Origin of the sequence: Gelidibacter salicanalis, from assembly GCF_007997285.1 — a bacterium.
Taxonomy (GTDB): Bacteria; Bacteroidota; Bacteroidia; order Flavobacteriales; family Flavobacteriaceae; genus Gelidibacter; species Gelidibacter salicanalis.
This window is the reverse complement of record NZ_VORX01000001.1, coordinates 283,798-308,054: the sequence shown is the minus strand read 5'-3', so window position 1 is coordinate 308,054 and position 24,257 is coordinate 283,798. Positions and strand designations below refer to the sequence as shown.

At 36.4% G+C, this 24,257-nt stretch carries 29 protein-coding genes; 14 read left to right on the top strand and 15 right to left on the bottom strand.

The features are described 5' to 3' along the window. Positions 1 to 49 precede the first annotated feature (49 nt). Positions 50 to 655, bottom strand: a complete 606-nt coding sequence (locus ES711_RS01310; RefSeq protein WP_146888828.1) for a trimeric intracellular cation channel family protein — start codon at positions 653 to 655, stop codon at positions 50 to 52. A gap of 934 nt (positions 656 to 1,589) precedes the next feature. After that, entirely contained in the window at positions 1,590 to 2,306 is a 717-nt protein-coding gene (locus ES711_RS01305) for an RDD family protein (RefSeq protein WP_146888826.1), read from the bottom strand. A 24-nt stretch (positions 2,307 to 2,330) separates the two neighbouring features. On the opposite strand from ES711_RS01305, the gene ES711_RS01300 reads away from it, so the two are divergent. From ES711_RS01300 to ES711_RS01280, 5 genes are read left to right on the top strand one after another with little or no spacing between them, the layout of a single operon-like run. Beyond that, positions 2,331 to 3,311, top strand: a complete 981-nt coding sequence (locus ES711_RS01300; RefSeq protein ID WP_146888823.1) for a stage II sporulation protein M — start codon at positions 2,331 to 2,333, stop codon at positions 3,309 to 3,311. After that, positions 3,312 to 4,034 (top strand): hypothetical protein, encoded by a 723-nt coding sequence (locus ES711_RS01295; protein WP_146888821.1) that lies wholly within the window; start codon positions 3,312 to 3,314, stop codon positions 4,032 to 4,034. Then, positions 4,031 to 5,236 (top strand): DUF4350 domain-containing protein, encoded by a 1,206-nt coding sequence (locus tag ES711_RS01290; RefSeq protein ID WP_146888818.1) that lies wholly within the window; start codon positions 4,031 to 4,033, stop codon positions 5,234 to 5,236. Before ES711_RS01295 ends, ES711_RS01290 begins: the two co-directional genes overlap by 4 nt. A gap of 4 nt (positions 5,237 to 5,240) precedes the next feature. Then, a complete protein-coding gene (locus ES711_RS01285) occupies positions 5,241 to 6,293 on the top strand; it encodes an AAA family ATPase (protein WP_146888815.1) in 1,053 nt (350 codons plus the stop codon). A gap of 11 nt (positions 6,294 to 6,304) precedes the next feature. After that, the gene (locus ES711_RS01280; protein WP_170245218.1) at positions 6,305 to 7,636 is read left to right on the top strand and encodes a DUF58 domain-containing protein; all 1,332 of its coding nucleotides are present in this window, start codon (positions 6,305 to 6,307) and stop codon (positions 7,634 to 7,636) included. A gap of 187 nt (positions 7,637 to 7,823) precedes the next feature. Here the strand turns inward: ES711_RS01280 and ES711_RS01275 are convergent, their stop codons facing one another. Further along, entirely contained in the window at positions 7,824 to 8,303 is a 480-nt protein-coding gene (locus ES711_RS01275; RefSeq protein ID WP_146888812.1) for a Dps family protein, read from the bottom strand. A gap of 105 nt (positions 8,304 to 8,408) precedes the next feature. Here ES711_RS01275 and ES711_RS01270 point away from each other — a divergent pair, with 105 nt between their 5' ends. Next, positions 8,409 to 9,347, top strand: coding sequence for a LysR substrate-binding domain-containing protein (locus tag ES711_RS01270; RefSeq protein WP_146888810.1), 939 nt, complete (start codon positions 8,409 to 8,411; stop codon positions 9,345 to 9,347). 28 nt (positions 9,348 to 9,375) lie between these two features. Here the strand turns inward: ES711_RS01270 and ES711_RS01265 are convergent, their stop codons facing one another. From ES711_RS01265 to ES711_RS01255, 3 genes are all read right to left on the bottom strand, one after another. Beyond that, on the bottom strand, positions 9,376 to 9,576 hold the full coding sequence (locus ES711_RS01265; protein WP_146888806.1) for a hypothetical protein: 201 nt from the start codon (positions 9,574 to 9,576) through the stop codon (positions 9,376 to 9,378). Between the two features lie 135 nt (positions 9,577 to 9,711). After that, positions 9,712 to 10,512 (bottom strand): TIGR00266 family protein, encoded by an 801-nt coding sequence (locus tag ES711_RS01260; protein ID WP_146888803.1) that lies wholly within the window; start codon positions 10,510 to 10,512, stop codon positions 9,712 to 9,714. 104 nt (positions 10,513 to 10,616) lie between these two features. Beyond that, positions 10,617 to 11,072, bottom strand: a complete 456-nt coding sequence (locus ES711_RS01255) for a DUF4442 domain-containing protein (protein WP_146888800.1) — start codon at positions 11,070 to 11,072, stop codon at positions 10,617 to 10,619. 137 nt (positions 11,073 to 11,209) lie between these two features. Between ES711_RS01255 and ES711_RS01250 the strand changes: the two genes are divergently transcribed. From ES711_RS01250 to ES711_RS01225, 6 genes are all read left to right on the top strand, one after another. Then, entirely contained in the window at positions 11,210 to 11,662 is a 453-nt protein-coding gene (locus ES711_RS01250) for a DUF4870 domain-containing protein (RefSeq protein WP_146888797.1), read from the top strand. A 196-nt stretch (positions 11,663 to 11,858) separates the two neighbouring features. Further along, positions 11,859 to 12,203 carry a PadR family transcriptional regulator gene (locus ES711_RS01245; protein WP_146888794.1) on the top strand — a complete coding sequence of 115 codons (345 nt, stop codon included), beginning with the start codon at positions 11,859 to 11,861 and terminating at the stop codon, positions 12,201 to 12,203. Then, positions 12,196 to 13,947, top strand: coding sequence for a PspC domain-containing protein (locus tag ES711_RS01240; protein ID WP_146888791.1), 1,752 nt, complete (start codon positions 12,196 to 12,198; stop codon positions 13,945 to 13,947). The genes ES711_RS01245 and ES711_RS01240 overlap by 8 nt, the downstream gene beginning before the upstream one ends. A 44-nt stretch (positions 13,948 to 13,991) precedes the next feature. Next, positions 13,992 to 14,714 carry a head GIN domain-containing protein gene (locus tag ES711_RS01235; protein ID WP_146888788.1) on the top strand — a complete coding sequence of 241 codons (723 nt, stop codon included), beginning with the start codon at positions 13,992 to 13,994 and terminating at the stop codon, positions 14,712 to 14,714. 112 nt (positions 14,715 to 14,826) lie between these two features. Continuing rightward, positions 14,827 to 15,660, top strand: coding sequence for a GIN domain-containing protein (locus tag ES711_RS01230; RefSeq protein ID WP_246139099.1), 834 nt, complete (start codon positions 14,827 to 14,829; stop codon positions 15,658 to 15,660). Between the two features lie 284 nt (positions 15,661 to 15,944). Next, the gene (locus tag ES711_RS01225) at positions 15,945 to 17,684 is read left to right on the top strand and encodes a thiamine pyrophosphate-dependent enzyme (protein WP_146888785.1); all 1,740 of its coding nucleotides are present in this window, start codon (positions 15,945 to 15,947) and stop codon (positions 17,682 to 17,684) included. A 245-nt stretch (positions 17,685 to 17,929) separates the two neighbouring features. On the opposite strand, the gene trxB is transcribed toward ES711_RS01225, so the two are convergent. Beyond that, positions 17,930 to 18,910, bottom strand: coding sequence for a thioredoxin-disulfide reductase (gene trxB / locus ES711_RS01220; protein ID WP_146888783.1), 981 nt, complete (start codon positions 18,908 to 18,910; stop codon positions 17,930 to 17,932). Positions 18,911 to 19,148: 238 nt separating this feature from the next. On the opposite strand from trxB, the gene ES711_RS01215 reads away from it, so the two are divergent. Continuing rightward, entirely contained in the window at positions 19,149 to 19,544 is a 396-nt protein-coding gene (locus ES711_RS01215; protein ID WP_146888780.1) for an arsenate reductase family protein, read from the top strand. Between the two features lie 57 nt (positions 19,545 to 19,601). Here the strand turns inward: ES711_RS01215 and ES711_RS16215 are convergent, their stop codons facing one another. The 5 genes from ES711_RS16215 to ES711_RS01195 form a co-directional block, all read right to left on the bottom strand. Further along, positions 19,602 to 19,769, bottom strand: coding sequence for a hypothetical protein (locus ES711_RS16215; RefSeq protein ID WP_170245217.1), 168 nt, complete (start codon positions 19,767 to 19,769; stop codon positions 19,602 to 19,604). A 35-nt stretch (positions 19,770 to 19,804) separates the two neighbouring features. Continuing rightward, positions 19,805 to 19,966, bottom strand: a complete 162-nt coding sequence (locus tag ES711_RS01210; protein ID WP_133757642.1) for a DUF1328 family protein — start codon at positions 19,964 to 19,966, stop codon at positions 19,805 to 19,807. Positions 19,967 to 20,099: 133 nt separating this feature from the next. Beyond that, entirely contained in the window at positions 20,100 to 20,492 is a 393-nt protein-coding gene (locus ES711_RS01205) for an SOS response-associated peptidase family protein (protein WP_146888777.1), read from the bottom strand. Between the two features lie 8 nt (positions 20,493 to 20,500). Continuing rightward, positions 20,501 to 20,737, bottom strand: a complete 237-nt coding sequence (locus tag ES711_RS01200) for a hypothetical protein (protein WP_146888774.1) — start codon at positions 20,735 to 20,737, stop codon at positions 20,501 to 20,503. Positions 20,738 to 20,907: 170 nt separating this feature from the next. Further along, positions 20,908 to 21,357 (bottom strand): ferritin-like domain-containing protein, encoded by a 450-nt coding sequence (locus tag ES711_RS01195; protein WP_146888771.1) that lies wholly within the window; start codon positions 21,355 to 21,357, stop codon positions 20,908 to 20,910. A 740-nt stretch (positions 21,358 to 22,097) separates the two neighbouring features. Between ES711_RS01195 and ES711_RS01190 the strand changes: the two genes are divergently transcribed. Beyond that, entirely contained in the window at positions 22,098 to 23,240 is a 1,143-nt protein-coding gene (locus ES711_RS01190) for a helix-turn-helix transcriptional regulator (RefSeq protein ID WP_146888768.1), read from the top strand. Between the two features lie 10 nt (positions 23,241 to 23,250). On the opposite strand, the gene ES711_RS01185 is transcribed toward ES711_RS01190, so the two are convergent. From ES711_RS01185 to ES711_RS01175, 3 genes are read right to left on the bottom strand one after another with little or no spacing between them, the layout of a single operon-like run. Continuing rightward, positions 23,251 to 23,454: a DUF6327 family protein gene (locus ES711_RS01185; RefSeq protein WP_146888765.1), complete on the bottom strand. Its 204-nt coding sequence runs from the start codon at positions 23,452 to 23,454 to the stop codon at positions 23,251 to 23,253. 3 nt (positions 23,455 to 23,457) lie between these two features. Then, a complete protein-coding gene (locus tag ES711_RS01180) occupies positions 23,458 to 23,805 on the bottom strand; it encodes a phage holin family protein (protein ID WP_146888762.1) in 348 nt (115 codons plus the stop codon). A gap of 9 nt (positions 23,806 to 23,814) precedes the next feature. Further along, on the bottom strand, positions 23,815 to 24,183 hold the full coding sequence (locus ES711_RS01175) for a YtxH domain-containing protein (protein ID WP_146888759.1): 369 nt from the start codon (positions 24,181 to 24,183) through the stop codon (positions 23,815 to 23,817). Positions 24,184 to 24,257 lie beyond the last annotated feature (74 nt).

Below are 24,257 nucleotides of genomic sequence, written 5' to 3'. Positions count from 1 at the left end.
TTAAAACTTTCTTTTATTTTAAAATGCCACGTTTATCCGTGGCATTTTTTTATGCTTTATAAAGGCTCGGCAAACTAATTTTGAATTTTACCGCAATTAAGCGTACAGTGATCACTACAGAACCGGCAACCATAAATATCACATTATCCTCAATCGGGAACTGACTCAACACAAAGTAAGCAACACCTCCCAAAATACAGGCTGTAGCGTAAATTTCTTTTCTAAAAATCACCGGGATTTCATTACATAACATATCCCTGAGCACACCTCCAAAACACGCGGTCATGGTCCCTAAGGAAATACAAATGATGGGATGCAGACCTATGGCCAGCCCTTTCTGAATACCCACAACTGTATACAGGGCGATCCCAATCGTGTCAAATAGAAATAAAGAGGTTCTTAAATAATTAATTTTCCGGCGAAAAATAACCGTAAAAATAGTGGCAGCAAAAATCACGTATACATAGGTCATGTTCGTCATCCAGGCTACTGGAGTCACCCCAATCAGCACATCTCGCATGGTACCACCACCAACCGAGGTCACAAAAGCAATGATCAGAACACCAAAGGCATCCATTTTTTTATCCATGGCTATGGATACACCAGAAATGGCGAAAGCAATGGTCCCAAGAATGTCTATGGTTTGTAGAAACATAAATTATCGTAAAAAGTTCAGCGGCCAAAGATAGGAAGCCCTAAGATCAATTTAAACTTTAATGGGAGAAATGTCGGGAGAAATGGAAAGAGTGGGTTTTGGATATTGGTTTAGTAAGTTCAATTTCACAATATTAATCCAAGATTTTATTTAAAACAAAATTACACATTGTTCTTGTAACTAAACAATTATAAGCATATTTTCAAGTTAAACTTAAACTATTAAAATTTAAATATTAGAAAAATAAGTCAACCTAGAAAGTCGTTTGAGGGGTATATACACCAATCTAATGAGAGCAGCTTTATTGCAATTCACCATTATGGGATGTATAAAAATTTTTACGTTTCTCTCTTTCTTCACTTATGATATTCTAAAGCAATTAACAATCAAATTAGACCATACCAACATTCAAAACGACTGGTAGAAGTTTTGTGAAAAGCTTTCCCTGAAATATCGGCAACTTATGAAATGAGATTCCACTGTACAGCGAGATGAACTGCTCACATCTATTAGACTTTCTTAACGAAATATAAATTATATTCTTAAGATCCTGCTAAAAAAGCGGGATAAGCGATTCACATATATTTGAAATATATGATTATTAAATCAGGATATATGTGATGAGATCCCGCTGAATAGCGGGATAAGCGACTCACACATATTTTCCGAAATATAAATCTAATTGATTAAATATTTATGTGATGAGATCCCGCTAAACAGCGGGATAAGCGACTCACACATATTTTCCGAAATATAAATCTATTAAATTATGTAATCAGATGATGAGATCCCGCTAAACAGCGGGATAAGCGACTCACACATATTTTCCGATATATAGATTTATTTAATTAGATGATTATATGATGAGATCCCGCTAAACAGCGGGATAAGCGACTCACACATATTTTCCGAAAAGGAAAATATGGTTCGCTGCTTACATTCTTTGAGTGTAATAATTATAATCTTTTAAAATGGTGTCGATAAATTGAATGTCGTTTCCATTGATCGCCTCTACGCCTATTACCTCTGTGATTTTAGCGCGTAATTTAATTAAGGTTTGATAATCGTTGGATGATTTTGCCGCGGTAAACGTTTCCTTTATAATTCGTGCATCATTGTCGGACAACTTAATGACCGTCGGGTAAGTCGGTTTAAAATCATCGTCCAATTCCTCTAAAATGGTGTGACTGATATTGACCTTGTCCTTTAAAAGAATCACCGAAGTCCCTGCCGCCATATCACCCAATCTCTGGGATCTCTTACTAAAAATGATCACAAAAAAGCCTAACCCTAAAATGTAGATATCGACAATTCTGAAAAACCAACGTACTACATAATCTGCAAGTGATGCTTGGTAGCCATCAATTTTTACCACCTTTATATTCATCAACCGCTTACCAATGGTTTGCCCTTCCATTACAGACTCTAAAGCCAGCGTGTAAAACACCACGGGCAGCCCTAACACCGTATTAATGCCTATTTGAGACCATTGGTCCATATTCTGAAATGCGCCTACCGTCATGTTTAAAAGCGCCAAATAGCCTAGTTTAATCAGCGTATCAATTATGAATGCCAACAAACGCTCACCAGCTCCTGCGGTCGTAAAATTTATTTTCACATTTTGAGTGGTGTTAATTTGTAACTCTGCCATTTTATATTTTAATTTAACAACTGTATGAGAGAGGTGGCGTTTATTAAGCAAAATAAGGAAAAATGGCTAAATTTTGAATCCGCTATTTTCAACAATGACTTTAAAAATCCGGACGAACTCGCTTCTCAATATATCCAACTGATTAACGATTTATCCTACGCACAAACCTACTACCCCAAAAGTAAAATAATTACCTACTTAAATCAATTAGCGGCCAAAGCTTTTCAAAAGATTTACAAGACCAAACGTGAAGATAGCAACAGAATTGTTGAATTCTGGAAAACTGAAGTGCCATTAATCATGTACCAATACCGGCAGTTTGTATATATCGCCTTTGCCATTTTTACAGTATTTACCACGATTGGCGTCATTTCTGCTGCTAATGACGGAGAGTTTGTACGCTCCATTTTAGGCGATGAATATGTCAATATGACTTTAGAGAATATTGAGGCGGGCAATCCCGTGGCGGTCTATAAAAGTGGAAGTAATTGGGGGAGTTTTATTGGCATTACCGTAAATAATTTACGGGTGGGCATTATCACCTTTGTTATGGGCGTTTTTGGTGGATTGGGCACCGTTTATATTTTATTCAAAAATTGTATCATGCTGGGCTCTTTTCAATATTTCTTTTACGAAAAAAATGTCTTTTGGGAAAGTGTCCGAGGCATTTGGATCCACGGATCGATGGAAGTTTTCGCCATTGTAATCGAAGCCGCAGCGGGACTAATTCTAGGAGCGAGCATTCTTTTTCCCGGAACTTATTCACGATTTGCCTCATTTAAACAAGGTGCCAAAACGGGAATTAAAATTGTCATCAGTACCTTTCCCTTCACTTTTTTCGCTGGATTCCTAGAAGGGTTTATCACAAGATATTCTCAAGAAATGCCAAAAATGATTTCCGTTGGGATTATCTTAGTCACTTTAGGAATGATCAGTTACTATTATCTGGTATACCCTTGTATTGTAAAGAAAAAATTGAAAGCAGAATTGATGCCCTTCATTTAGATGAAATTTAACCTGACCCTTATTTTTATAGTTCTTGGTTCTTTGCTCCACGCGAACACATCGGCACGGACTAAATACGCTGTACAACAACCTATTAACGAGCGTCGTTTTAATCAAAAATTTAAGGAATCTTATTCGGGAAGAAAGTATAATTATGATGGCATTGCAAAATCCCGTCCCGCCTCACAGCAACACCAAAACGCTGATTATTCAGAAGAGCAGCCCTACGTTGTAGAAGATGAAGCTGATGGATTTAATTTTAATTTTAATGTATATAATTGGCTCCTCATTGGCATTCTTATCATGGCAGTTGGCTATCTAATCTATACGCTTTTAAATAATGGCAGTAGCCGACTATTTTCTACCAAGACTAATTCCAAATTAATTCATCCAACGGAGTTTTCTGTTGAAAATATAGCGCATACTGATATTAAAGCTCTCATAGAAAGTGCCGAAAACACCAATGATTACAGATTGGCGGTCAGGTACTATTATATGTTAGTTCTTAAACACTTAACACTAAAAAACTTTATAACCTACGCAGAGGATAAAACCAATGAGGACTACCTATACGCTATGGCGTCTCAAAAATTCAGTAAAGATTTTGCCTACACCTCTTACATTTATAATTATACCTGGTACGGTGAATTTGCGCTAAATGCGGAACAATACCAAGTGGCAAAACAGCAATTTGTTCAACTTATTAAAAAGGTGAACTCATGAAAAAACTGGTCATCATCATCCTCATTATTGTTACCGCCATCATTGCTTTAGCTGTAACCATCGATTATAATACCAATCCTCCGGTAGATTGGACCGAGAGTTTTAATGAAAAAAGCCATAAACCTTATGGTGTTAGTGTGTTTTATAAAGAATTACCCAAACTCTTTAAGGATCAAAAACTCAAAACTATTTACTATACTCCATACACCTATTTTTATGCGAATTCAGAAGAGGGTAATGGCGAGCATATTGCGGAAGGCAATTATATTTTAATTGGCAATTCAGATTATTTAGATGATGCAGATGTTGAAGAACTTCTGATTTTCGCAGGTCAGGGCAACACGTTATTCTTGTCAGACTACAGTTTTCCTCAAAAACTCATGGACACTTTACACCTGACTATAGAGGTCATCAAAAATAAAGACAGCATCAGCACCATGAGCTTTAGTGATGCGGGCTTAAAATCTAAAACTACCAACATCGATAAAATTGAGAGTTCTAGTTATTTTTCGAAAATTGGAAATGAAGACTTCACGAGTTTAGGATTTTTAGAAGGCGACGAGGAGTTGGTTAATTTTATAGAAATTCCGTTTGAAGGTGGTAGTATCTATTTGCATTTAGAACCGAAAATTTTCACCAATTATAATATTTTAAAAGATCAGCGCTATCGCTACACCGAGGGAGCGCTCTCCTATTTGCCGGACGCCACCATTTATTTTGATTCCTATACCAAGTATTTTAATTCGCCGTATGGCGCTGCTGAGGAAAAATCGCAGCTGAGTTGGTTTTTAGAACAGCCTGCCTTTAAATGGGCTTGGTATCTCACCATTTTTCTAACCTTGTTGTTCATGATCTTTAATGCGAAAAGGCGCCAACGGGTTATTCCTATAGTGAAACCCCTAGAAAACACGACTGTAAATTTCGTAAAGACCATCTCCAATTTGTATTATGAAACTGAAGATCATAAAAATCTGATTGATAAGAAAATCACCTACTTTTTAGAAAAAATACGATCAGACTACAATTTGGACACCACCGTTTTAAATGAAGCGTTTATCCTTAAACTCTCTCAAAAGTCTGGAAAGAAAAAAGAAACCGTAGATAAAACCATTACTTTCATCACCTGGTTACGGACAAAAAATGAGTTTTTTGAGGAAAATCTTCTGAAACTCAATAAACATATTGAAGAATATTATTCATAAATATATGGAAACACACGAACAAAATTTAGAAGGACAAACCACGCATACGCCAAGTCTTGATATAACTCAAGAGGATAACACCCAAGATTTGACCTTTACCAACCGTTTGGATCTTTCGGAATTACAACTGAACGTGCAAAACCTCAAGCAGGAAATAGGCAAAGTAATTGTTGGGCAAACGGACATGATCGACATGCTTTTAGCATCCTTATTGGCCAAAGGCCACTCCTTAATTGAAGGCGTGCCTGGCGTTGCCAAGACCATTACGGCTAAATTAATGGCCAAATCTTTAAGCGTCGGCTATAGTAGAATACAATTTACGCCAGATCTAATGCCAAGTGATATTTTAGGAACTTCGGTGTTTAATCTAAAATCCACCGAATTTGAATTTAAAAAAGGTCCTATTTTCAGTCAAATGATTTTGATTGACGAAATTAACCGTGCTCCAGCAAAAACACAAGCCGCACTCTTTGAAGTGATGGAAGAACAACAGATTACTATTGACGGTAATTACTATAAGTTAGAGTCGCCATTTATGGTCTTAGCCACCCAAAACCCTATTGAACAAGAAGGCACTTACCGTTTGCCAGAAGCGCAATTGGATCGGTTTTTATTCAAAATCGTGGTCGAATACCCTAATGTGGAAGAGGAAATAGAGATTCTAGTACGGGAACAACAACTTGAAAACCGCGAAAAGACAGATGCCATTACGCCGTTTTTAACCGCTGAACAAATTATCAGCTATCAAGCATTGGTCACTCAAGTGTTAGTGGAGGTACATTTGCTAAAATATATAGCCGATATAATTGTCGCAACCCGAAATAACCCATTCTTATATTTAGGAGCTTCACCACGAGCGTCGATCGCTATTCTGAAAGCCAGTAAGGCTTTTGCGGCTATGGCAGGCCGCGATTTCGTAACCCCAGAAGATATCAAGCGTGCGGCCATTCCGGTATTACACCATCGCGTTATCGTTACACCTGAACGTGAAATGGAAGGTATAACGAGCACAGATGTCATAAAACAGATTATTGAAACCGTAGAAATTCCTAGATAAACTTACGAGCCTTGAATTTCTTTAAAGCCTTTTACATACAGCCCCGTTTTTTTTATAGTGGCTTGTGCATTATAGCCCTCTTCGTGTTCAGCTATTTTGTGCCGGCACTATTTGTCGTGGCTCAACTCTTATTAATGCTGGCATTGGCACTAGTAATGGTTGATATGATCATGGTATTTTCAGGAAAAGCCAAGATTAGTGGACAACGGGTGTTACCGGAGAAATTTTCAAACGGCGATGCGAACCAGGTGGAAGTTACCCTTAAGAACTTCTATCCATTTCTAATGGACATCACGGTGATTGATGAAGTGCCTGTACAATTTCAAATGCGGGATTTTAAAATCAGGCTAAGCATTCCTCCTAAACAGGAACACAATTTAACCTACCAATTAAGACCGACACAACGTGGCGAATATCATTTTGGACATCTGAACATTTATGCATCCTCAAAACTAGGTTTAGTCGCCAAACGTTTTACATTTGATGCTGATGCAATGGTGCCCACCTACCCTAGCTTTAAGCAACTGCGAAAATTTGAGTTGTTAAACATCAACCATAATTTACAGGATTATGGCGTGAAGAAAATCCGAAGAATTGGGCATACGATGGAGTTTGAGCAAATTAAGGATTATGTGCTGGGTGATGATTTACGCACTATTAATTGGAAGGCGACGGCAAAGAAAAATAGTGTAATGGTGAATCAGTTTCAGGACGAAAAATCACAATCCATCTATTCTATAATTGATACAGGCCGCGTCATGAAGATGCCTTTTGATGGTTTAAGTCTATTAGATTACGCCATAAATGCGACCTTAGTCATCAGTAATATTGCACTAAAAAAACACGATAAAGCAGGAATGCTAACGTTTTCAAAACATGTAGAAAATAGAGTCATAGCCCAACGTCGAAGTTCACAAATGCGGTTGATTTTGGAGTCTCTTTACAATGTAAAAACCGATTATTTTGAAAGTGACTTCAGCCGCTTGTACGCTCATTTGAAGCGGCACATTACCCAACGCAGCCTGATTCTTCTTTATACCAACTTTGAAACTTTAGACAGTCTTAACCGTCAACTACCTTATTTAAAAGCCATTAACAAGAACCATCTCATGGTGGTCATCTTTTTCAAAAACACAGAACTGAATGCGATTGTAGACCATAAGGCTAGCACAGTTCAGCAGGTTTATGATAAAGTAATCGCAGAAAAATTTGCTTTTGAAAAACGACTAATCGGCCAAGAATTGAAGAAATACGGTATGTATTCAATACTGACCACGCCCGAAAATTTAACCATTGATACCATTAATAAATATCTAGAGATTAAATCGAGAGGTTTGCTTTAATACAATTATTAGAAATGCGCCATTAATTAAACATTCCAGGAATTCTGCACCAAATTGCTATTTAAACAATCAATTCAATTACTATTTCTGGCGAACAAGATAAGTATGAGAACTATTAATGATAGGCACATAAAAAAAGAGGACACCAGTCCTCTTCTTAATAGTATATTGTAATTTATTTTTCAACTTAAACCGTTTCGCCTAACCAAGCTTTCATCATCCAGACCGTTTTCTCCTGTTCAGTAATAAAATCGCTCATCATAGCATTGGTACCTTCATCTCCAGTTTCAGCGGCCTTATCCAAAATCATCCGCTCAATTTTAAGTAATTCTGATAAAGAATCGACAATTAATTCGACTGCTTTTTCATCTTGAGATATATTTTTCCCAACTTTAACCTTAGCTATCTTACTATAATCTTCAAAAGTATGTAAAGGCGTTTCTCCTAATGTCAAAATGCGCTCCGCTATTTCATCTACTTTTATATTCGCATCCGTATAGAGCTCTTCAAATTTAACGTGTAAATCAAAGAAGCGCTTTCCTTTAATATTCCAATGAATGCCTCTCAGGTTCTGATAGTACACTTGAAAATCAGCTAACAATTCATTCAAGTCTTTCGACAATTCCTTTGCTTTTTTGGCATCTAAACCAATCGTATTTAATGTCATCTTCTTATTCTTTTTTGGGTTAATTCAAATTTAGGCTTTAATTAACGCGCAAGACTATAGTTTTTATAGATAGTTTTTATATTTTTATAGTTTAAATGAATAACCATGACCATAACACAATTAACTTATGTTTTAGCCATTGCTGAACATAAGAATTTTACCAAAGCGGCGGAAAAGTGTTTCGTAACCCAACCCACCTTAAGTACGCAGATACAAAAACTAGAAGAAGAATTAAGCGTTCTCATTTTTGACCGGAGCAAGAAACCAATTGAATTAACTGAGGTAGGTCGTAAAATTGTGCACCAAGCCCGTAATATCGTAAATGAATCGGAGCGTATTCAGGATATCGTGGATCAACAAAAAGGATTTATAGGTGGCGAATTCAGGATTGGAATTATTCCTACGGTTATGCCTACGCTATTACCGATGTTCTTAAAAGCATTCATTAAAAAATATCCTAAAGTCAAGCTAAAAATTGAAGAATTGACAACGGAAGATATTATTGAACGCATTAGAGACGGTCATTTAGATGCCGCCATTGCCGCGACCCCTTTAGAAAGCGATAACATTAAAGAACGGGTGTTATATTACGAGCCTTTTGTAGGCTATATCCCTGAGCACCATCGTCTGTACAACAAGAAGACCATAGATGTGTCAGATCTTGAAATTGACGACATGTTATTATTAGAAGATGGCCATTGTTTCAGAGATGGGGTGATCAACCTCTGTAAAGCGTTTAAGGATCAGACCAATGAGAGTTTTCAATTGGAAAGCGGGAGTATCGAAACCCTTATAAAGTTGTCTAACGAAGGTTTAGGAATGACTTTACTACCTTATTTACACACGCTTGAACTCAGCGATAAATTAACCAATAATTTACACCACTTTAATGAGCCAACGCCCGCACGAGAAGTGAGTATTATCTACCATAAAAGCGAATTGAAAATGCAAATCATTGATGCACTCCACAACGTCATCTCCGGAATTATTAGAGGCGCCATAGCGTTTCAAAATGTAAAAATTATTAGTCCCTTAGCAAAATAAAAAAAGCGACCGGTTGGTCGCTTTTTTATTACTCAGTTTTTAAATAAATTAAACACTGGTTTAAATCGGGATTCTGTAGTATTAAAGTTTTGATAAATACCTTTAGCTCTTCAAGTTCATAAGGTAACAAACGTTGAATAGCTTTTTGAACTTCTCTACAGAACAACGCAGGATCAAAACTGACTTTGCTTAGTACAGTTTTAGTGTACTCAAACATTGCTCTTGCCATTATTATTTAGTTTAGGTTATGATTAATAAGTAGAGGTGAATAATAGGCGTAGTTTTTAAGTTGACTAAATTTAGTAAAAATAAATGACATGCACCACCTACTAGAGCTACTTTAACAAATAGTATATTTTTTGCACTAAAAACGGTTATCACCATCCAAGATATTGCCGAGCCCGCCAAGGACGCTGCCTTCACCTCTAGCCTTACCACCGCCCTGTGGCGCACTTGCCCAAACACGAGCCGCTAATCTACTGAACGGCAACGACTGAATAAAAACAGTTCCGGGACCTTGTAATTTTGCATAGAACAACCCTTCACCTCCAAAAACCTTGTTTTTAATGCCTCCAATAAATTCGATATCGTAGTCGACATCTTGAGTAAAACCTACCAAACATCCCGTATCTACACGTAAAATTTCTCCTGCTTGGAGCTCTTTCTTGGCCATCGTCCCACCGGCGTGTACGAATGCCATTCCGTCGCCTTCCAACTTTTGCATGATAAAGCCTTCTCCTCCAAAAAAACCACGTCCTAATTTTTTGGAAAATTCTATCCCTACACTCACGCCTTTGGCCGCACATAAAAAAGCGTCTTTTTGACAGATAAATTTACCTCTAAATTCAGTGAGATCAATGGGGATGATCTTTCCAGGATAAGGTGATGCAAATGACACGTTGCGCTTGCCCGAGAGGACATTGTAGAATGCGGTCATAAACAAACTTTCTCCGGTCAAAATGCGTTTACCAGCACCTAATATTGAGCCCAAAAAACCTTTTGTCTGTTCAGAGCCATCTCCAAAAATGGTTTCCATCATTATCCCATCATCCATCATCATAAAACTTCCCGCTTCAGCAACTACGCCTTCTTGTGGATCGAGTTCAATTTCGACATACTGCATTTCTTCGCCGTAAATCCTATAATCAATTTCGTGTGCTCTCATATGTCAATAGTTTATTGTTTATTATTCTAATCTATACGTAGGCTGTTTTTTAAAATTGTTACAATTGGCGTAAAGAAAAGCTTTCATTTTATAAGAAATTCTCTCTAAATTCTTAATTTAATGGTCCACTCAAAATTAAAATTCGACACCTCAACCCCTTCGGCATTAGTCCCAACGGAATTCATCCAAATGGTCTGTCCTTCTCCTGTAGCGATGGCAGCACGAATTGCTGCATCTATTTTAGGCCCTTCCGTGCAAATAAAATTGATACGCCCTGTTGCCTTTTTGGTAAAGGAACAGTTATTATTGGCCACTAGCATTGAAATTGGTTTCCCGCTAGCTTTAATTTTAGACATCATTAACGCCCCAGTGGTCAATTCAGCTGCCATGCCCTGGACGGCCCAAAACATAGAGTTAAAAGGGTTTTGATTGATCCATCGGTGCTTAACACTGACCTTACACTGTTGGTCGTCAATATAAGTAGTTCTCACCCCACATAAATAGGCCGATGGTAGTTTAAAGCTTAAAAAAGCATTCAATTTTCTGGGTGAAAGTGTCATTATCAAGTTTTAGTTCTGCTAAATTATTGAAATTATCTGAAACACCAATTTGTTAAATTTATGTTAAATTACACTACTATCCTTTGCATAGTACCTTTCTTTAGATATATATTTGCATAAGCCACTATTATATACATATAAATTATGATCAGCCAACACCAAAAAATATCGCAACATGTATTCACTTGTCCACCTTTTCTAGATTCATAATTCCGTTTGGGAATTTTCTTGGACCCATCATTTTATGGATGACGACTAAAGATAAATCGGAGTTTATAGATGCACACGGGAAACAAGCCATTAATTTTCAAATCAGCGTCTTCTTATATGCCGTTGTTTTAGCAGCCATCACTATTCCGCTAGTATTGTTTAATGCACTGGGTCCTGTAAACCTTTTAGATTTTACTGAATTGGATGGTATGAATTACAATTTGCTCAACTTTACCCCGCTCCTCCTATCCGTTTTCGTTATCATATTAATTGCCGTTATAGGGTTCATACTCGAATTGGTTTTTATTGTGGTGGCGAGTTTAAAAGCTAGAGATGGCGAGTTTTACAAATATCCGCTTACCATAAATTTTTTAAAATAACTTTCATCAGCCACAACAGTTGTGGTCATCAATCAAATCATCAATGGTCCATTGGACACAATCAAAAAACGAACAGTTTAATTAAAAATAACTCTGACATGACAAAAACACGGTCAAACAACCTTAAACAAACTCAGCATCTGTCCAGCCCTTGGGTAGCAAATGAACATCTGATTAAAAATAATAGAAGAGACTTATGAAAATTGAAAATACTAAAGCACAAATGCGCAAAGGTGTCCTGGAATATTGCATACTCTCTGTCCTAAAAGACGAAGATGCCTATGTAGCCGAAATTCTAGAAACCCTAAAAGACGCAAAAATGCTTGTAGTGGAGGGCACCATTTATCCACTACTGACCAGGCTAAAAAATGCTGGCCTTTTAAATTACAGATGGGAAGAATCCACTTCCGGACCACCCCGTAAATACTATGGTTTAACCGATACCGGAAAATTATTCTTAACCGAATTAAATACGACTTGGAGTGAACTACAAAACGCCGTCAACTTAGTAACCAACACAAAAAAATCTAAAAATGAATAAGACAGTCAACATAAATTTAGCAGGTGTATTTTTTCACATTGACGAAGATGCCTATTTAAAATTGCAACGCTATTTGGAGGCCATCAAACGTTCATTTACAGATTCTCAAGGGCGCTCTGAAATTATCGCAGACATTGAAGCGCGTATTGCTGAACTTTTTAACGAGCGTGTTAAAAACGACAAACAGGTTATTCGGATTCAAGAAGTTGACGCGGTCATTTCAATCATGGGACAACCGGAAGATTATTTAGTTGACGATGAAATTTTTGAAGATGAACCTGAAAAAACCTATCAAAAGAAAAATCAAAGTTCATTTTCCAAAAAACTTTTCCGGGATACTGATAATTCCTATATAGGAGGTGTGTCTTCGGGTTTAGGTCATTATTTAGGAGTAGATGCCATATGGATGCGTTTGCTTTGGATTCTATTGGCCCTAGGTTCTGGCGGTACTTTAATCCTTATTTATATCTTGTTTTGGATTTTGGTGCCAGAAGCACGAACGACGGCAGAAAAACTGACCATGACTGGAGAACCCGTGAACATCAGTAACATCGAAAAAAAGATTAAAGACGGATTCGATAATGTCTCTGAAGCGGTGAAAAACATGGATTTGCCCAAACAAGGCAACAGAATAAAATCGAGCTCCAAAACCTTTTTTGATGCCTTGGGAGATGTAATCATGTTCATCTTTAAAATCTTTGCCAAATTTATAGGCGTCATGCTCATCGTTATTGGCGTAAGTACGCTAATAGGTTTAATTATTGCATTCTTTTCGGTGGGTGTTGCTGACGTTATAGAAATTCCAGGGATAGACTTTCTTGAAGCAACCAACACTGCAAATGTACCTATCTGGCTCATGTCGTTGATGCTCTTATTTGCGATCGGCATTCCGTTTTTCTTCCTGTTCTATTTAGGATTGAAGATATTGGTCAACAATTTGAAATCTATTGGTGCAATTGCCAAATTCACCTTGTTCGGATTGTGGCTAATATCACTTATTGGATTGATGGTTATTGGCGTGAAGCAGGCTAGTGAATATACTGAAGACGCCATGGTGCAACAAACGGAGAATATAAATATTACCGCTAGAGACACTTTGTATATCAGCATGGCGCACAATAATACTTACAGCAAGCAATTTGGCCGCAACAGCAGCCAATGGCGTCCTATTTATGATGAGAACGATAACAAACTACTATATTTAACAGATGTTGAGCTGATCTTAAAATCCACCAAAGATACTGTCGCTTCCATTAGGATTGACAAGAGCTCTAGAGGCAACACTTATCAAAATGCTAAAAGTAGAGCGGAAAAAATCAATTATAAGTATTCAATAGTTAACAATCAATTGGAGCTGGATGGCTTTTTAACTACGGCATTTGTGAATAAATTTAGAGATCAAGAAGTTGAAGTCACTTTATTCATTCCAGAAGGTACAGTTCTATACGCCGACAAGAATACGCATTCCTTTCATAAAAATCATTATTTCACTTCAAGGTCAAAAGATGAAAACTTAAAAGGCCATTTTTTACAGGTTGTGGATAATGACATCAACTGCCTGGATTGTCCTGAGGATTTCAAAACTAACGACAGTTCTGAAATTAGGATTGATGAAAGTGGAATCCGGATAAAAAGTGATACCACATCTATTGAAATAAATCAAGACGGCATCAAGTCCTCTACAGATCGTGTAAAGGTAAAAATTGACGGAGATGGTATTCAAATTACTACCGACGATCAATAAGTCATCATCAACAATCAAATTCAACCAACTAAAAACCATCAATCATGAGTACATTAATCAAAATCATCATTACCTCCATTCTGAGTCTCAGTCTTTTTTCCTGTAATGTTAATTTTAATACAGGTATGAGCGGCAATGGCAACGTGGAAATTAAAGAAGGTACAGTAGATCGAGAATTTAATCAGATTGAAGTGAGCGGTGGCCTTAACGTATTCCTAACTCAAACAACTTCAGAGAGCATCTCAGTAGAAGCTGACGAAAATTTACATAACTTCATCATCACCACAATTGAAAATAATATCCTTAAAATTTACCCAAAAGAAAACATCAGCTCTCATGCCGTAAAGAACGTTACGGTCAGTTTTAAAAACCTTAACAAGATTAGCGCTGCCAGTGGCAGTTCGATATACGGAACACAAACCATTTCTCAACCATTGCTAGAGCTGCGCACATCAAGTGGTAGCGCGATGGACCTCAATTTGAATACAACAGCTCTAACCTGTTCTACTTCCAGTGGTAGCACAGTAACATTGAAAGGAAATGCAGATAAGTTTCTAGCCCAAGCATCAAGCGGAAGCACTATTCAGGCAGAAGGTCTGAAGATAGTATTCGCGCAAACAAAAGCCACTTCAGGGGCTGATATTATGGTAAATGTTTCAAAAGAATTAATTGCAAATGCGGCAAGTGGTGGGGACATTCGATACTCGGGCAATCCACAAAAAATTAAGAAATCCGCAGGTGTTTCTGGACATATAACACCGCAATAATAGCCCTTGCAACGACTCACATATATTGAGTTTTAAAACCATTTCAAAGCTTCTTAAAAGTTTGGGATGGTTTTTGTTTATATTTGTTAGTATAACCTTTTAAATCGTTAGAATGAATAAAATCATTTTTACACTTTTAATGGTATTTAGTTTTACCGCCTACACCTCCGCTCAAGACGATGAGAAAATTAAAGGCGATAGAAATGTGACCATTAAACAAACCTACATTGATCCGTTTAACAAAATTGTTGTAGGCGAAGATTTTTCAGTTGAAATTATCTACAATAGTAAACCTTCAGTTGAAATTGAAACCGATAGCAATCTTCATGAGTATATTCTCTTTGATGTTGTTGACGGAACTCTCACCTTTAAAACCAGCAAGCGCATTACCTCTAGCCGACGCATGAATATTAAAGTTAATTATTCAGATGGATTGGAAGCCATTGAAGTGTTGGACGACGGGGAGATAAGATCCTTAACATCTTTGGAGATGAAAAACACCAGCTTAAAAACCTCTGGATCATCTCGCGCATACCTAAATATTAAAACCAATGAGTTTAATTACACGGCGTCAGACAAAGCTAAAGTGAAATTAAATGTCAATGCCACAAACGCGGTAATCATATTAAATGATAATGTGAAGATGGAAGCCCTGCTCAATGCCAAAACTGCCAAGATTGACATGTACCAACGCGCTACCGCCAATTTGGAAGGCACATTGTCCAACACGGAGTTACGCGTAGACAATTCGTCGTCATTTAACGGCAAAGAATTCTTAACGAACACTTGTAACATAACTGCGGATATGGGCAGTTCTGCAACCATTCGCGTGAATGATTCTGTGACGATAGCTGCTACAGGGAATAGTGAAGTGTATCTTTACAATAATCCCAAAATCACCTTGCCAAAATTTGAAGGCTCAGTTAAACTTCAGATGAAAGAATAACTTCAATTCGCATGTAGAATAACTATCCGTCATTTTAAAACAATAATTACCACACACCCGATTTCTTTTATAGATTCTAAAGAAGCGCATAATTAATTTTTGTGATGAGCGCTCCTTTTAGCTATTTCCCTTCTTCACTTTTTTATTGTGTTCCACATAATTTTAAATTGTTTGCGCTTCTACGTTTAATATGCTATGCGCTTTCCCTTGTAGAGAGCACATAATTAAGGCTGTTTTAACAAAAAATAATTTTTTCCCTTATCTTTAAAAGAAAAGCATAGATCATGGCAAAAACTGTAGCAGACTTATTAGTAGAAAATTTAGTAAATGCGGGAGTCAAACGATTATACGCCGTTACCGGAGACAGTTTAAATCCTATTAATGACGCCGTTAGAAGAGATGGCAGATTAGAATGGATTCACGTACGGCACGAAGAAGCGGGTGCTTACGCAGCCTCAATGGATGCAGAGCTCGACGGCATTGGCTGTTGTATGGGCAGTTCTGGTCCTGGACACGTCCATTTAATCAATGGGTTATATGACGCCAACAAATCAGGAAATCCCGTTATTGCCATTGCCACGACCATTAACACTGATAAGATGGGAGTGGATAATTTTCAGGAAACCAATGTGGTTAAATTGTTTGATGATTGCAGTACATATTGTGTAATGGCCAGTACGCCTCAGCAAGCTGCCCAGGCTTTTCAAACTGCAATTCAACACGCCATCGAGAAGAAAGGCGTAGCTGTGGTAGGCTTGCCCGGCGATGTGTCTGAAGCTGAAGCTGAAGACATTCCAACTTCTCACACCAATTATTACACGAAATCTCGAATGATTCCCGCCAACGCCGAGTTGGCTGAGTTGACTGAAGTCATCAACTCACACGAAAAAGTAATGTTATTTTGTGGCTATGGTTGTAAGGATGCGCAGCAAGAAGCGATGCAACTTTCTGAAAAACTTAATGCGCCTATGGGCTACAGTTTCAGGGGTAAAATTTTCTTTGATAAAATTAGTAACCCTTACGCCATTGGTCTCAACGGACTATTGGGCAGTAAATCAGGTTTTAAAGCCATGCACGAAGCAGATCTGGTCATTTTATTAGGCACCGACTTTCCTTATACGGCCTTTTTACCAGAAAAAAATACCATCATTCAAATTGATCATAAACCAGAACGCATAGGCCGCCGCGCTAAGGTTGATTACGGTTATGCTGGGAGTATTAAAGACACTTTAGAAGCTTTATTACCCTTATTGGAGGCTAAATCAGACGACGCATTCCTAAAGAACATGCGAAAATTACACGACGACCAGGAGGAGAAATATAGATCTTATGTGGATGAAAAATCAAAGGATAAATTTATCCATCCAGAATTTGTAGCCTCAGTAATTGACGAGATCGCATCAGACGATGCTATTTTTACAGTAGATACTGGCATGTCAGCGGTTTGGGCCGCCCGATACATTAAAGGTAAGCGCAACCGCTATCTTACAGGTTCATTCAATCATGGTTCAATGGCCAATGCGATGCCTATGGCCATCGGTGCGGGACTCTCCAGGCCAGACCGTCAAGTTATAGCGCTTTGTGGAGATGGCGGTATCAGCATGCTACTGGGCGATTTGATGACCATAAGTCAGTATAATATCCCGGTCAAAATAATTATTTTCAACAACCGCTCCTTAGGCATGGTAAAATTGGAAATGCAGGTTGCCGGTTATCCAGAATGGCAAACTGAAATGAAAAATCCTGATTTTGCTAAAGTCGCAGAAGCTATGGATATCAAAGCATGGAATGTTGATGCTTGTGAAAACGTGAAAGACACCATCCAACAAGCTTTGGCCCACAATGGCCCCGCTTTAGTCAATATTTTTACAGATCCTGATGCTTTGGCCATGCCGCCCAAATTAGAATTTGATCAGGTAAAAGGTTTTGCGACCACAATGGGGAAACTAATGTTGAATGGTCAGGCTGCTGATGTGATCGATAAAGCAAAATCTAATTTTAAATATTTGAAAGAATTATTTTAAGTCTTAGCAGCTCTCCAGAGAATAGGATTGCCATATAAATCTGAAACTAAAAAAATCGATCTTACCTGCAAAAATTAAAATTTTTATAAATCAAAAAGAATGTGTCTCAATACTTATACAACCTATCTGAGAGTTGAATATTTGAGAACCATTCTCGGACAGCTGTCCGAGAGAAAATCATAAAAAAAGCCGTTTCAATTAGTTTTGAGACGGCTTTCAATATTCTGTAAATTAATACATGGTATTTAGTAATTTGTAGCGGTATTCACTTCAAATGTGGAATCGATTGCAGCTAGGTAACGCTCCGCATCCAATGCCGCCATACATCCAGTTCCTGCAGCAGTAACCGCTTGTCTGTAAACATGGTCAGCAGCATCGCCTGATACAAAAACACCCTCAATATTTGTTTTTGTAGTTCCTGGGATATTGATAATATACCCCGTTTCGTCTAATTTTAAAAAATCTTTAAAAATATCAGTATTTGGTTTATGTCCAATAGCGACAAAAAATCCGGTTGCAGGAATTTCGCTAACTTCTCCAGTTACATTGTTTCTCACTCTAACACCAGTTACCAATTGTCCATCACCTAATACTTCTTCTGTATCCGTATTAAATAAAATCTCAATGTTTTTTGTATTTTTTACTCGCGCTTGCATAATTTGAGAGGCTCTAAACTCATCACGTCTAACCAACATTGTCACTTTCTTACATAGTTTAGATAAGTAATGTGCTTCTTCACATGCAGAATCGCCTGCACCAACAATAACCACATCGTGATTTCTATAGAAGAAACCGTCGCATACCGCACAAGCAGAAACACCGCCCCCTAATTGTAAATATTTTTGTTCTGATGGAATTCCTAAATATTTCGCAGAAGCTCCTGTAGAAATAATTACGGTTTCACAATGGATCTCCTTTGTGTCTTGTACCCATACTTTATGAACATCACCTGAAAAATCAACTTTAGTAATCCAACCGTCTCTAACATCAGTACCAAAACGTTCAGCTTGTTTTTGCAACTCAATCATCATTTCCGGTCCGGTAATACCGTCTGGATACCCTGGGAAATTTTCAACATCATTTGTGGTTGTCAATTGACCCCCTGGTTGTGCTCCTTGGTAGAGAACAGGAAACATGTTTGCTCTAGCAGCATAAATAGCAGCCGTATAGCCCGCTGGTCCTGATCCTATAATTAGGCATTTTACTTTCTCGATTGAATCTGACATAATATAATTTAAATATTGAACTTTACAAAAATAGAGATTTTGACGCAAAACATTCGGTATTATCATTAAAACTTATTATTTAACAATTGGTTTTGGCAATGCTTTTTCTCGTCTTTTTTTTATATATTTAATTCTTGGTATATCCTGCTATCTTAAATTGAGAATATCATATTTTATAAGGGATTGGCAGGCACCAAAATACGAATTACTAATAAATAGTTTTTAATTTTTAAATTTAATGGGCGTGATTTCAACAGACGAAAATGAAATAAAATTATACTTTCATTCTGAAAATTCAATTGGAAAGCAAATACATGCATATGTGTCAGCTTCTGAAAAAAAAGTATTGGCAATTGACATTTCGAAAACTAAAGTAACCGGCACTCAATGGACGGAACTGGCAGAGGGTTTAGGACTTTCTATTTCAGATCTTATTAATAAAGAACACCCTGATTTTGTGAAAAATTATGGAGAAAATGTAGATTTAGAATCAGAGGATTGGTTAAAAATTCTCGATAAGCAGCCTGAAGTTCTCACCACTCCAATTGCGATTATTGGCCACAAATACGTGCAGCTGACATCTCCTGCAGATTTTGTGAAGTATCTTGAACCCGATAGTAAAAATGTAGAATAATAAAAAGGCCATCATTTAAATGATGGCCTTTCTTTATAAAATGTAAATTTACATTTATTAATTTAAAGCGTCTCCAACGTCGTCAGCCGCATCTTCAACTGCGTCTCCAACATCATCAGCTGCTCTTTCAACATCCGTTTTATTTGTTTCTCTACAACTTGTAAAAGTTGTCATTGCAGTTCCTAAAGAAAACAGAACCGCAAAAGTCATCATTAGTTTTTTCATAATTTAAATTTTGGTTTTAGTTAATAAAGATAGTTTTATTTTTTTAATCCACCTCTCAATAGAGATAAAATGAACAGGACTATAAAAATAAAAAAGATTATTTTAGCTATACCTGCTGACGCTCCTGCAATTCCTCCAAATCCTAAGATTGCGGCGATTATAGCAATGACAATAAAAATAATAGTCCAACGTAACATAGTTTTAAGTTTTAAAAGTTAATTATAATATAAAGGTACAACCCCAAGGTACTTAAGACTTAACCCTATCAAAAAAGACTTTAACTCATAACATTGTGCCAAATATCAACGTAATTTCAAACTCTATAAATCCTTAAACCACACTGGGTTCAACTTCAAAAACAAAATCCAGCGAATGATGTTTTTCATATATTTTATTGATTCCGCAGAGGGGGGTTGAGGTGTCCAACCACTGTTTTAATTCTTTATCATTTAAAACTAGCGGTTTTAATTCCGAAAGATTCGGGATGTTTTTAAAAGAATCATTAGATGGAATTAACACCAGTGAACATGTGATAAAACCATCGGTCAACTCATTATAGATAGCAGCTATAGGAAAGGGTTCAAAATTTGGAAGATGAACTAGACAGCGTTCTACAGAACCATCTGACAATAAGGTTGTATAAAATCCTGTACTTAACACTACGCATCGACGCTGTTTGAGAGCATTAGTATAAATCTTATTACCACTTTGTAGCGTTTCCATACTCACATTTAAGTGTTGAACACATCCTGGAATACGCTCCAATTGTCTTCAAAGTTTTCTGGAAGCAATCCCCAAATGGCATAGGTTACTTTATCGGGTTCTGCGTTTGTAATAACCGCGACAGTAGACTCCTTCAAACCTTCTATTAATTTTTTGGGTTCATAAAGATTTGGGAATTGAAAGGAGACCTGAAATTTTCTTTCAATACTATCTTTATTGGCGATGTTGGAAATCTTGTAAAACATTGTGATGTATCTAAAACTCTAAGTAAATCAAAATGGCTTGCTAAATTTGACTTGAATGATGCAATTGCTAACCCAAATAATTTCGCTCTAAAAACTTCTTTTAAGAGTAGAAGTGATAACAAAAAAGGACACTCATTACAAGTGTCCTTTTCAATGAAATATTTAAGATCTTATCTTAAATCTTCCAAACGTTTGATATTGTTCAACCCTTGCTCGATAGTCGTTTTTTGAGTCTCTAGTAATTGTTTTGTAGAATTTGGAATAGTTATTTCAGATAGAACTTCTCTGTATTCATCCACAGAAGCTTTTTCTCCCCTAATAGCTTCTTCAAGCATTGATTCGTCATCATCTGCAGAGAACCATGATTTAACTTCCATCCAGGTGCGATGCGCAGCTCCTGCAACACTTCCACTCTCGTCAGGTTCTTGACCAAAATTACGCAATTCCGATTTTATTTGGTGACCGAAATTGTAACGCTCTTGCGCTTTATTTGAAAAATAAGATTTTAAACCTGCGTGTTTAGCGTTTTCCGCTGCTTTTTTAAAACCACTTTCAGCATCATAATTTTTTTCTAATAAATCATTTAATCTGTTTCCTAATTTATCTGTGTAATCGCTCATAATTTATATGTTTTAGTTTATATAAAACTACAGATCATTTGGCCTCCCAATTAGTGCAATTCCTAAATAAATTGACCCAATCAGTTTACTAACAAAATATTAACTTTTAATTATTTTTATTGAGGATTTTCATGTTTATCCAATATTGAATAACGATTCAAGACTATATATTTAATACCATTAGTGTCCGATAAAAATAAATAATAAATTAACAAACTCATTTAAAGCAAGGGACATTAGAAGATTTCCGAAATGAGACCTTGCATTTTAGAAAATGTTTCTACCGAGAGGGAATGTGCGATTTTAATTTAAATGATCGTTGTTTGTCAGTTAGTTGCAAACAAGTCTTGATTCTTTATTCTAACAGCGCAGCGGTCTTGATTCTTTTTCGGACAACAATGATTTAATACTAGTTTTAAGAAAGTGATATATAGAAGTGGACATAACGTTTAAGATTGAATAAAGGATAGCCGTAAGTCAGAAATTAAATCTAAAATGTTGACTACAAGACAAAAGAAAACCTCAGCTATTTGTAGTGTGCTGAGGTCATCTTCCTAACTAACCAACCAGTGTAAAGAGTATTAAACTCTTTGTATACTGCTAAATTAAACTTATTAAACAGTCACTGAGTTCTCTATCCGAGAAATAGTTAACTGTATTCCACGATCAATTTGAACCGATAGTTTATTCATGTTGGATGTAGATAAGGCAGAACCACCTCTAATCAACAAAAAGTTAGTATGTTTTTATTAATAGTGGTATATTTAATTTCTAGAAAACTTCCTAATCTCAATAATTTCAAGTCTTTAAACACTAATTTTTTAACTTATGTAAAGAGTGTTATGATTGAAATCACAATTAATGCCGAAAGTTCAGAAGGAGCCTTATTGCAGATACAAGATTTGTTAGGCGGCGATCTACACGAACATTGTGGTGAATTGACCTTGCGCTTTGACAATGACATTGCAAAAGGTTGCATCAGATGTATTAATTTTGATTGGGGTGTTAATTTGGTTGAATTTGATGCCATTTTTTTTGAAGATATATTATTTGTTGACAATCACAAAAATTACAACCCTATACACTTTAGCTATTGTTCCCTTGGAAATTTTAAACACAGGTTTGAAAATCAGAAAGAATTCCACACCATTGAACAATATCATTCTTCCATCCTTGTCGCCGAGAAAAACATCCAACATTTTACTTTACTACAAAAAGACAAACATCTTATATTTAATAGCATTCGCATTATCCGAAAAGAATTTGTCCAAAAGAGAAATACTCAATTGACAGAACTCAATAAAAAATTATACGAAGTTTTTGTTGATCAGCATCATGAGACTACCTATGCCTATTATAGTCCAATCCATCTAAGAATGGAGGATCGTGTGAAATCTTTGAGAGATTTGAAAGCAGAAGGAATAATTCGGATATTACAGATAGAAGGTGAGGTGTATCAATTATTGGCGATGCACATTGCTCGGCATGAGCGATTTGAAAACAACGACCCTATCCCGCATATGCTGTTAAAATCTGAATTGAAAAAGGTAAAATCTTATGCGGAAAAAATCTTGACAGAACCCTCTCTCAATTATAATTTAGAAAAAATATCAAGAGAATGTGGACTTTCGCAAGCGAAATTGCAAGAAGGTTTTAAATTTTTATATGCGCGGACCGTTGCAGAGTATATAAAACATGTACGGCTGGAGGCCGCAAGGGAATTAATGAACACCACTGATTTAAATATATCTCAGATAGTGTATACCATTGGTTTTACAAGTAGAAGTTATTTCTCAAAAATATTTAAGGAAACATATGAAATGACCCCAAATGAATTTAAAAAGAAAATAATTTTATTAAATGAAGAGAAAGAACCCAATTAAAATAAGCTGTCTATGTTCTGAAAAACTTTTTAAGAATAACAAAAACACCATATTGCCCCGCAAATTTCAATCCTGTACTCACCCAGTTTAGAGGTTTCATATCTTCTTGAAATTCATGTTTGATACCTTTTAGTTCTTCCCAGGCAATTTGCCGCTCAAGCTTAAGCTTATCTAAGTCGTACTCAATTTCATCAAAAGATTGGTAGGTCTTCATAACTTATTTAAATATTTTGGATTGAATTTTTTTAATGATCGCGCTGTCAATAAGATGCCTAGTTTTATAAATTATGAAAGAAACTATTATAAAAGCACCGCCTACAACGAGGTATCCCAAGGCCACATTGCCTAAAAGATTGCCAATTGCGATAGCTGAGGCAACCGCTAAAAAAATTAAACCTATAAATAATACAGCGCCAATAATAATCGCTTTTCCTAACATACTAATTGCATAGGAAAGATGTTGAAAAACTTTTAACTTATAATACTTTTTAGTCTTATCAAGGTATTGTTCTCCAATATCTGTCGCTTTATTGGATGTATTATTTATAGATTCAAAAACATTCATAAGATCAATTTAGAATTTTTGAAATTTCTTATTTTTATCTTTTAATGCCGCCAATTTATTCTCCAATGTCGTGATAACATCTTCAGCTTTATGGCTTGTATCAGAAACAATAGATTCTACTTTTTCATCTAAAGTTAACTTTTTCGTACTTACAGTATCGACTAGATTATCTCTTAAGTGAGAAGCTTTAGTAGCTAAGCTATCTTTTGCTGCCAAAGCACTTTCAGCCAATCTATCCTTTGCGGATATGGCCTCATCAGATATTCTTTGTCTTGTATTAATTCCTTTGTCCGGTGCAAATAAAATTCCCAATGTTGCTCCAATTGCAGTACCGGCTAAAATGCCGATAAGCGTGTTACTACTACTATTATTTCCCATAATATTGATTATTTTAAAATGTTAATAATTATTTATTGTTTCAACAAATCTACAAGTATATATCAATCTTTGTT

Bases quoted from the DNA above. Each gene is read 5' to 3' on its own strand.
- ES711_RS01310 (WP_146888828.1), bottom strand. From the start codon at position 655: ATGTTTCTACAAACCATAGACATTCTTGGGACCATTGCTTTCGCCATT.
- ES711_RS01305 (WP_146888826.1), bottom strand. From the start codon at position 2,306: ATGGCAGAGTTACAAATTAACACCACTCAAAATGTGAAAATAAATTTT.
- ES711_RS01300 (WP_146888823.1), top strand. From the start codon at position 2,331: ATGAGAGAGGTGGCGTTTATTAAGCAAAATAAGGAAAAATGGCTAAAT.
- ES711_RS01295 (WP_146888821.1), top strand. From the start codon at position 3,312: ATGAAATTTAACCTGACCCTTATTTTTATAGTTCTTGGTTCTTTGCTC.
- ES711_RS01290 (WP_146888818.1), top strand. From the start codon at position 4,031: ATGAAAAAACTGGTCATCATCATCCTCATTATTGTTACCGCCATCATT.
- ES711_RS01285 (WP_146888815.1), top strand. From the start codon at position 5,241: ATGGAAACACACGAACAAAATTTAGAAGGACAAACCACGCATACGCCA.
- ES711_RS01275 (WP_146888812.1), bottom strand. From the start codon at position 8,303: ATGACATTAAATACGATTGGTTTAGATGCCAAAAAAGCAAAGGAATTG.
- ES711_RS01270 (WP_146888810.1), top strand. From the start codon at position 8,409: ATGACCATAACACAATTAACTTATGTTTTAGCCATTGCTGAACATAAG.
- ES711_RS01265 (WP_146888806.1), bottom strand. From the start codon at position 9,576: ATGGCAAGAGCAATGTTTGAGTACACTAAAACTGTACTAAGCAAAGTC.
- ES711_RS01260 (WP_146888803.1), bottom strand. From the start codon at position 10,512: ATGAGAGCACACGAAATTGATTATAGGATTTACGGCGAAGAAATGCAG.
- ES711_RS01255 (WP_146888800.1), bottom strand. From the start codon at position 11,072: ATGACACTTTCACCCAGAAAATTGAATGCTTTTTTAAGCTTTAAACTA.
- ES711_RS01245 (WP_146888794.1), top strand. From the start codon at position 11,859: ATGAAAATTGAAAATACTAAAGCACAAATGCGCAAAGGTGTCCTGGAA.
- ES711_RS01240 (WP_146888791.1), top strand. From the start codon at position 12,196: ATGAATAAGACAGTCAACATAAATTTAGCAGGTGTATTTTTTCACATT.
- ES711_RS01235 (WP_146888788.1), top strand. From the start codon at position 13,992: ATGAGTACATTAATCAAAATCATCATTACCTCCATTCTGAGTCTCAGT.
- ES711_RS01230 (WP_246139099.1), top strand. From the start codon at position 14,827: ATGAATAAAATCATTTTTACACTTTTAATGGTATTTAGTTTTACCGCC.
- ES711_RS01225 (WP_146888785.1), top strand. From the start codon at position 15,945: ATGGCAAAAACTGTAGCAGACTTATTAGTAGAAAATTTAGTAAATGCG.
- trxB (WP_146888783.1), bottom strand. From the start codon at position 18,910: ATGTCAGATTCAATCGAGAAAGTAAAATGCCTAATTATAGGATCAGGA.
- ES711_RS01215 (WP_146888780.1), top strand. From the start codon at position 19,149: ATGGGCGTGATTTCAACAGACGAAAATGAAATAAAATTATACTTTCAT.
- ES711_RS16215 (WP_170245217.1), bottom strand. From the start codon at position 19,769: ATGAAAAAACTAATGATGACTTTTGCGGTTCTGTTTTCTTTAGGAACT.
- ES711_RS01210 (WP_133757642.1), bottom strand. From the start codon at position 19,966: ATGTTACGTTGGACTATTATTTTTATTGTCATTGCTATAATCGCCGCA.
- ES711_RS01205 (WP_146888777.1), bottom strand. From the start codon at position 20,492: ATGGAAACGCTACAAAGTGGTAATAAGATTTATACTAATGCTCTCAAA.
- ES711_RS01200 (WP_146888774.1), bottom strand. From the start codon at position 20,737: ATGTTTTACAAGATTTCCAACATCGCCAATAAAGATAGTATTGAAAGA.
- ES711_RS01195 (WP_146888771.1), bottom strand. From the start codon at position 21,357: ATGAGCGATTACACAGATAAATTAGGAAACAGATTAAATGATTTATTA.
- ES711_RS01190 (WP_146888768.1), top strand. From the start codon at position 22,098: ATGTTTTTATTAATAGTGGTATATTTAATTTCTAGAAAACTTCCTAAT.
- ES711_RS01185 (WP_146888765.1), bottom strand. From the start codon at position 23,454: ATGAAGACCTACCAATCTTTTGATGAAATTGAGTACGACTTAGATAAG.
- ES711_RS01180 (WP_146888762.1), bottom strand. From the start codon at position 23,805: ATGAATGTTTTTGAATCTATAAATAATACATCCAATAAAGCGACAGAT.
- ES711_RS01175 (WP_146888759.1), bottom strand. From the start codon at position 24,183: ATGGGAAATAATAGTAGTAGTAACACGCTTATCGGCATTTTAGCCGGT.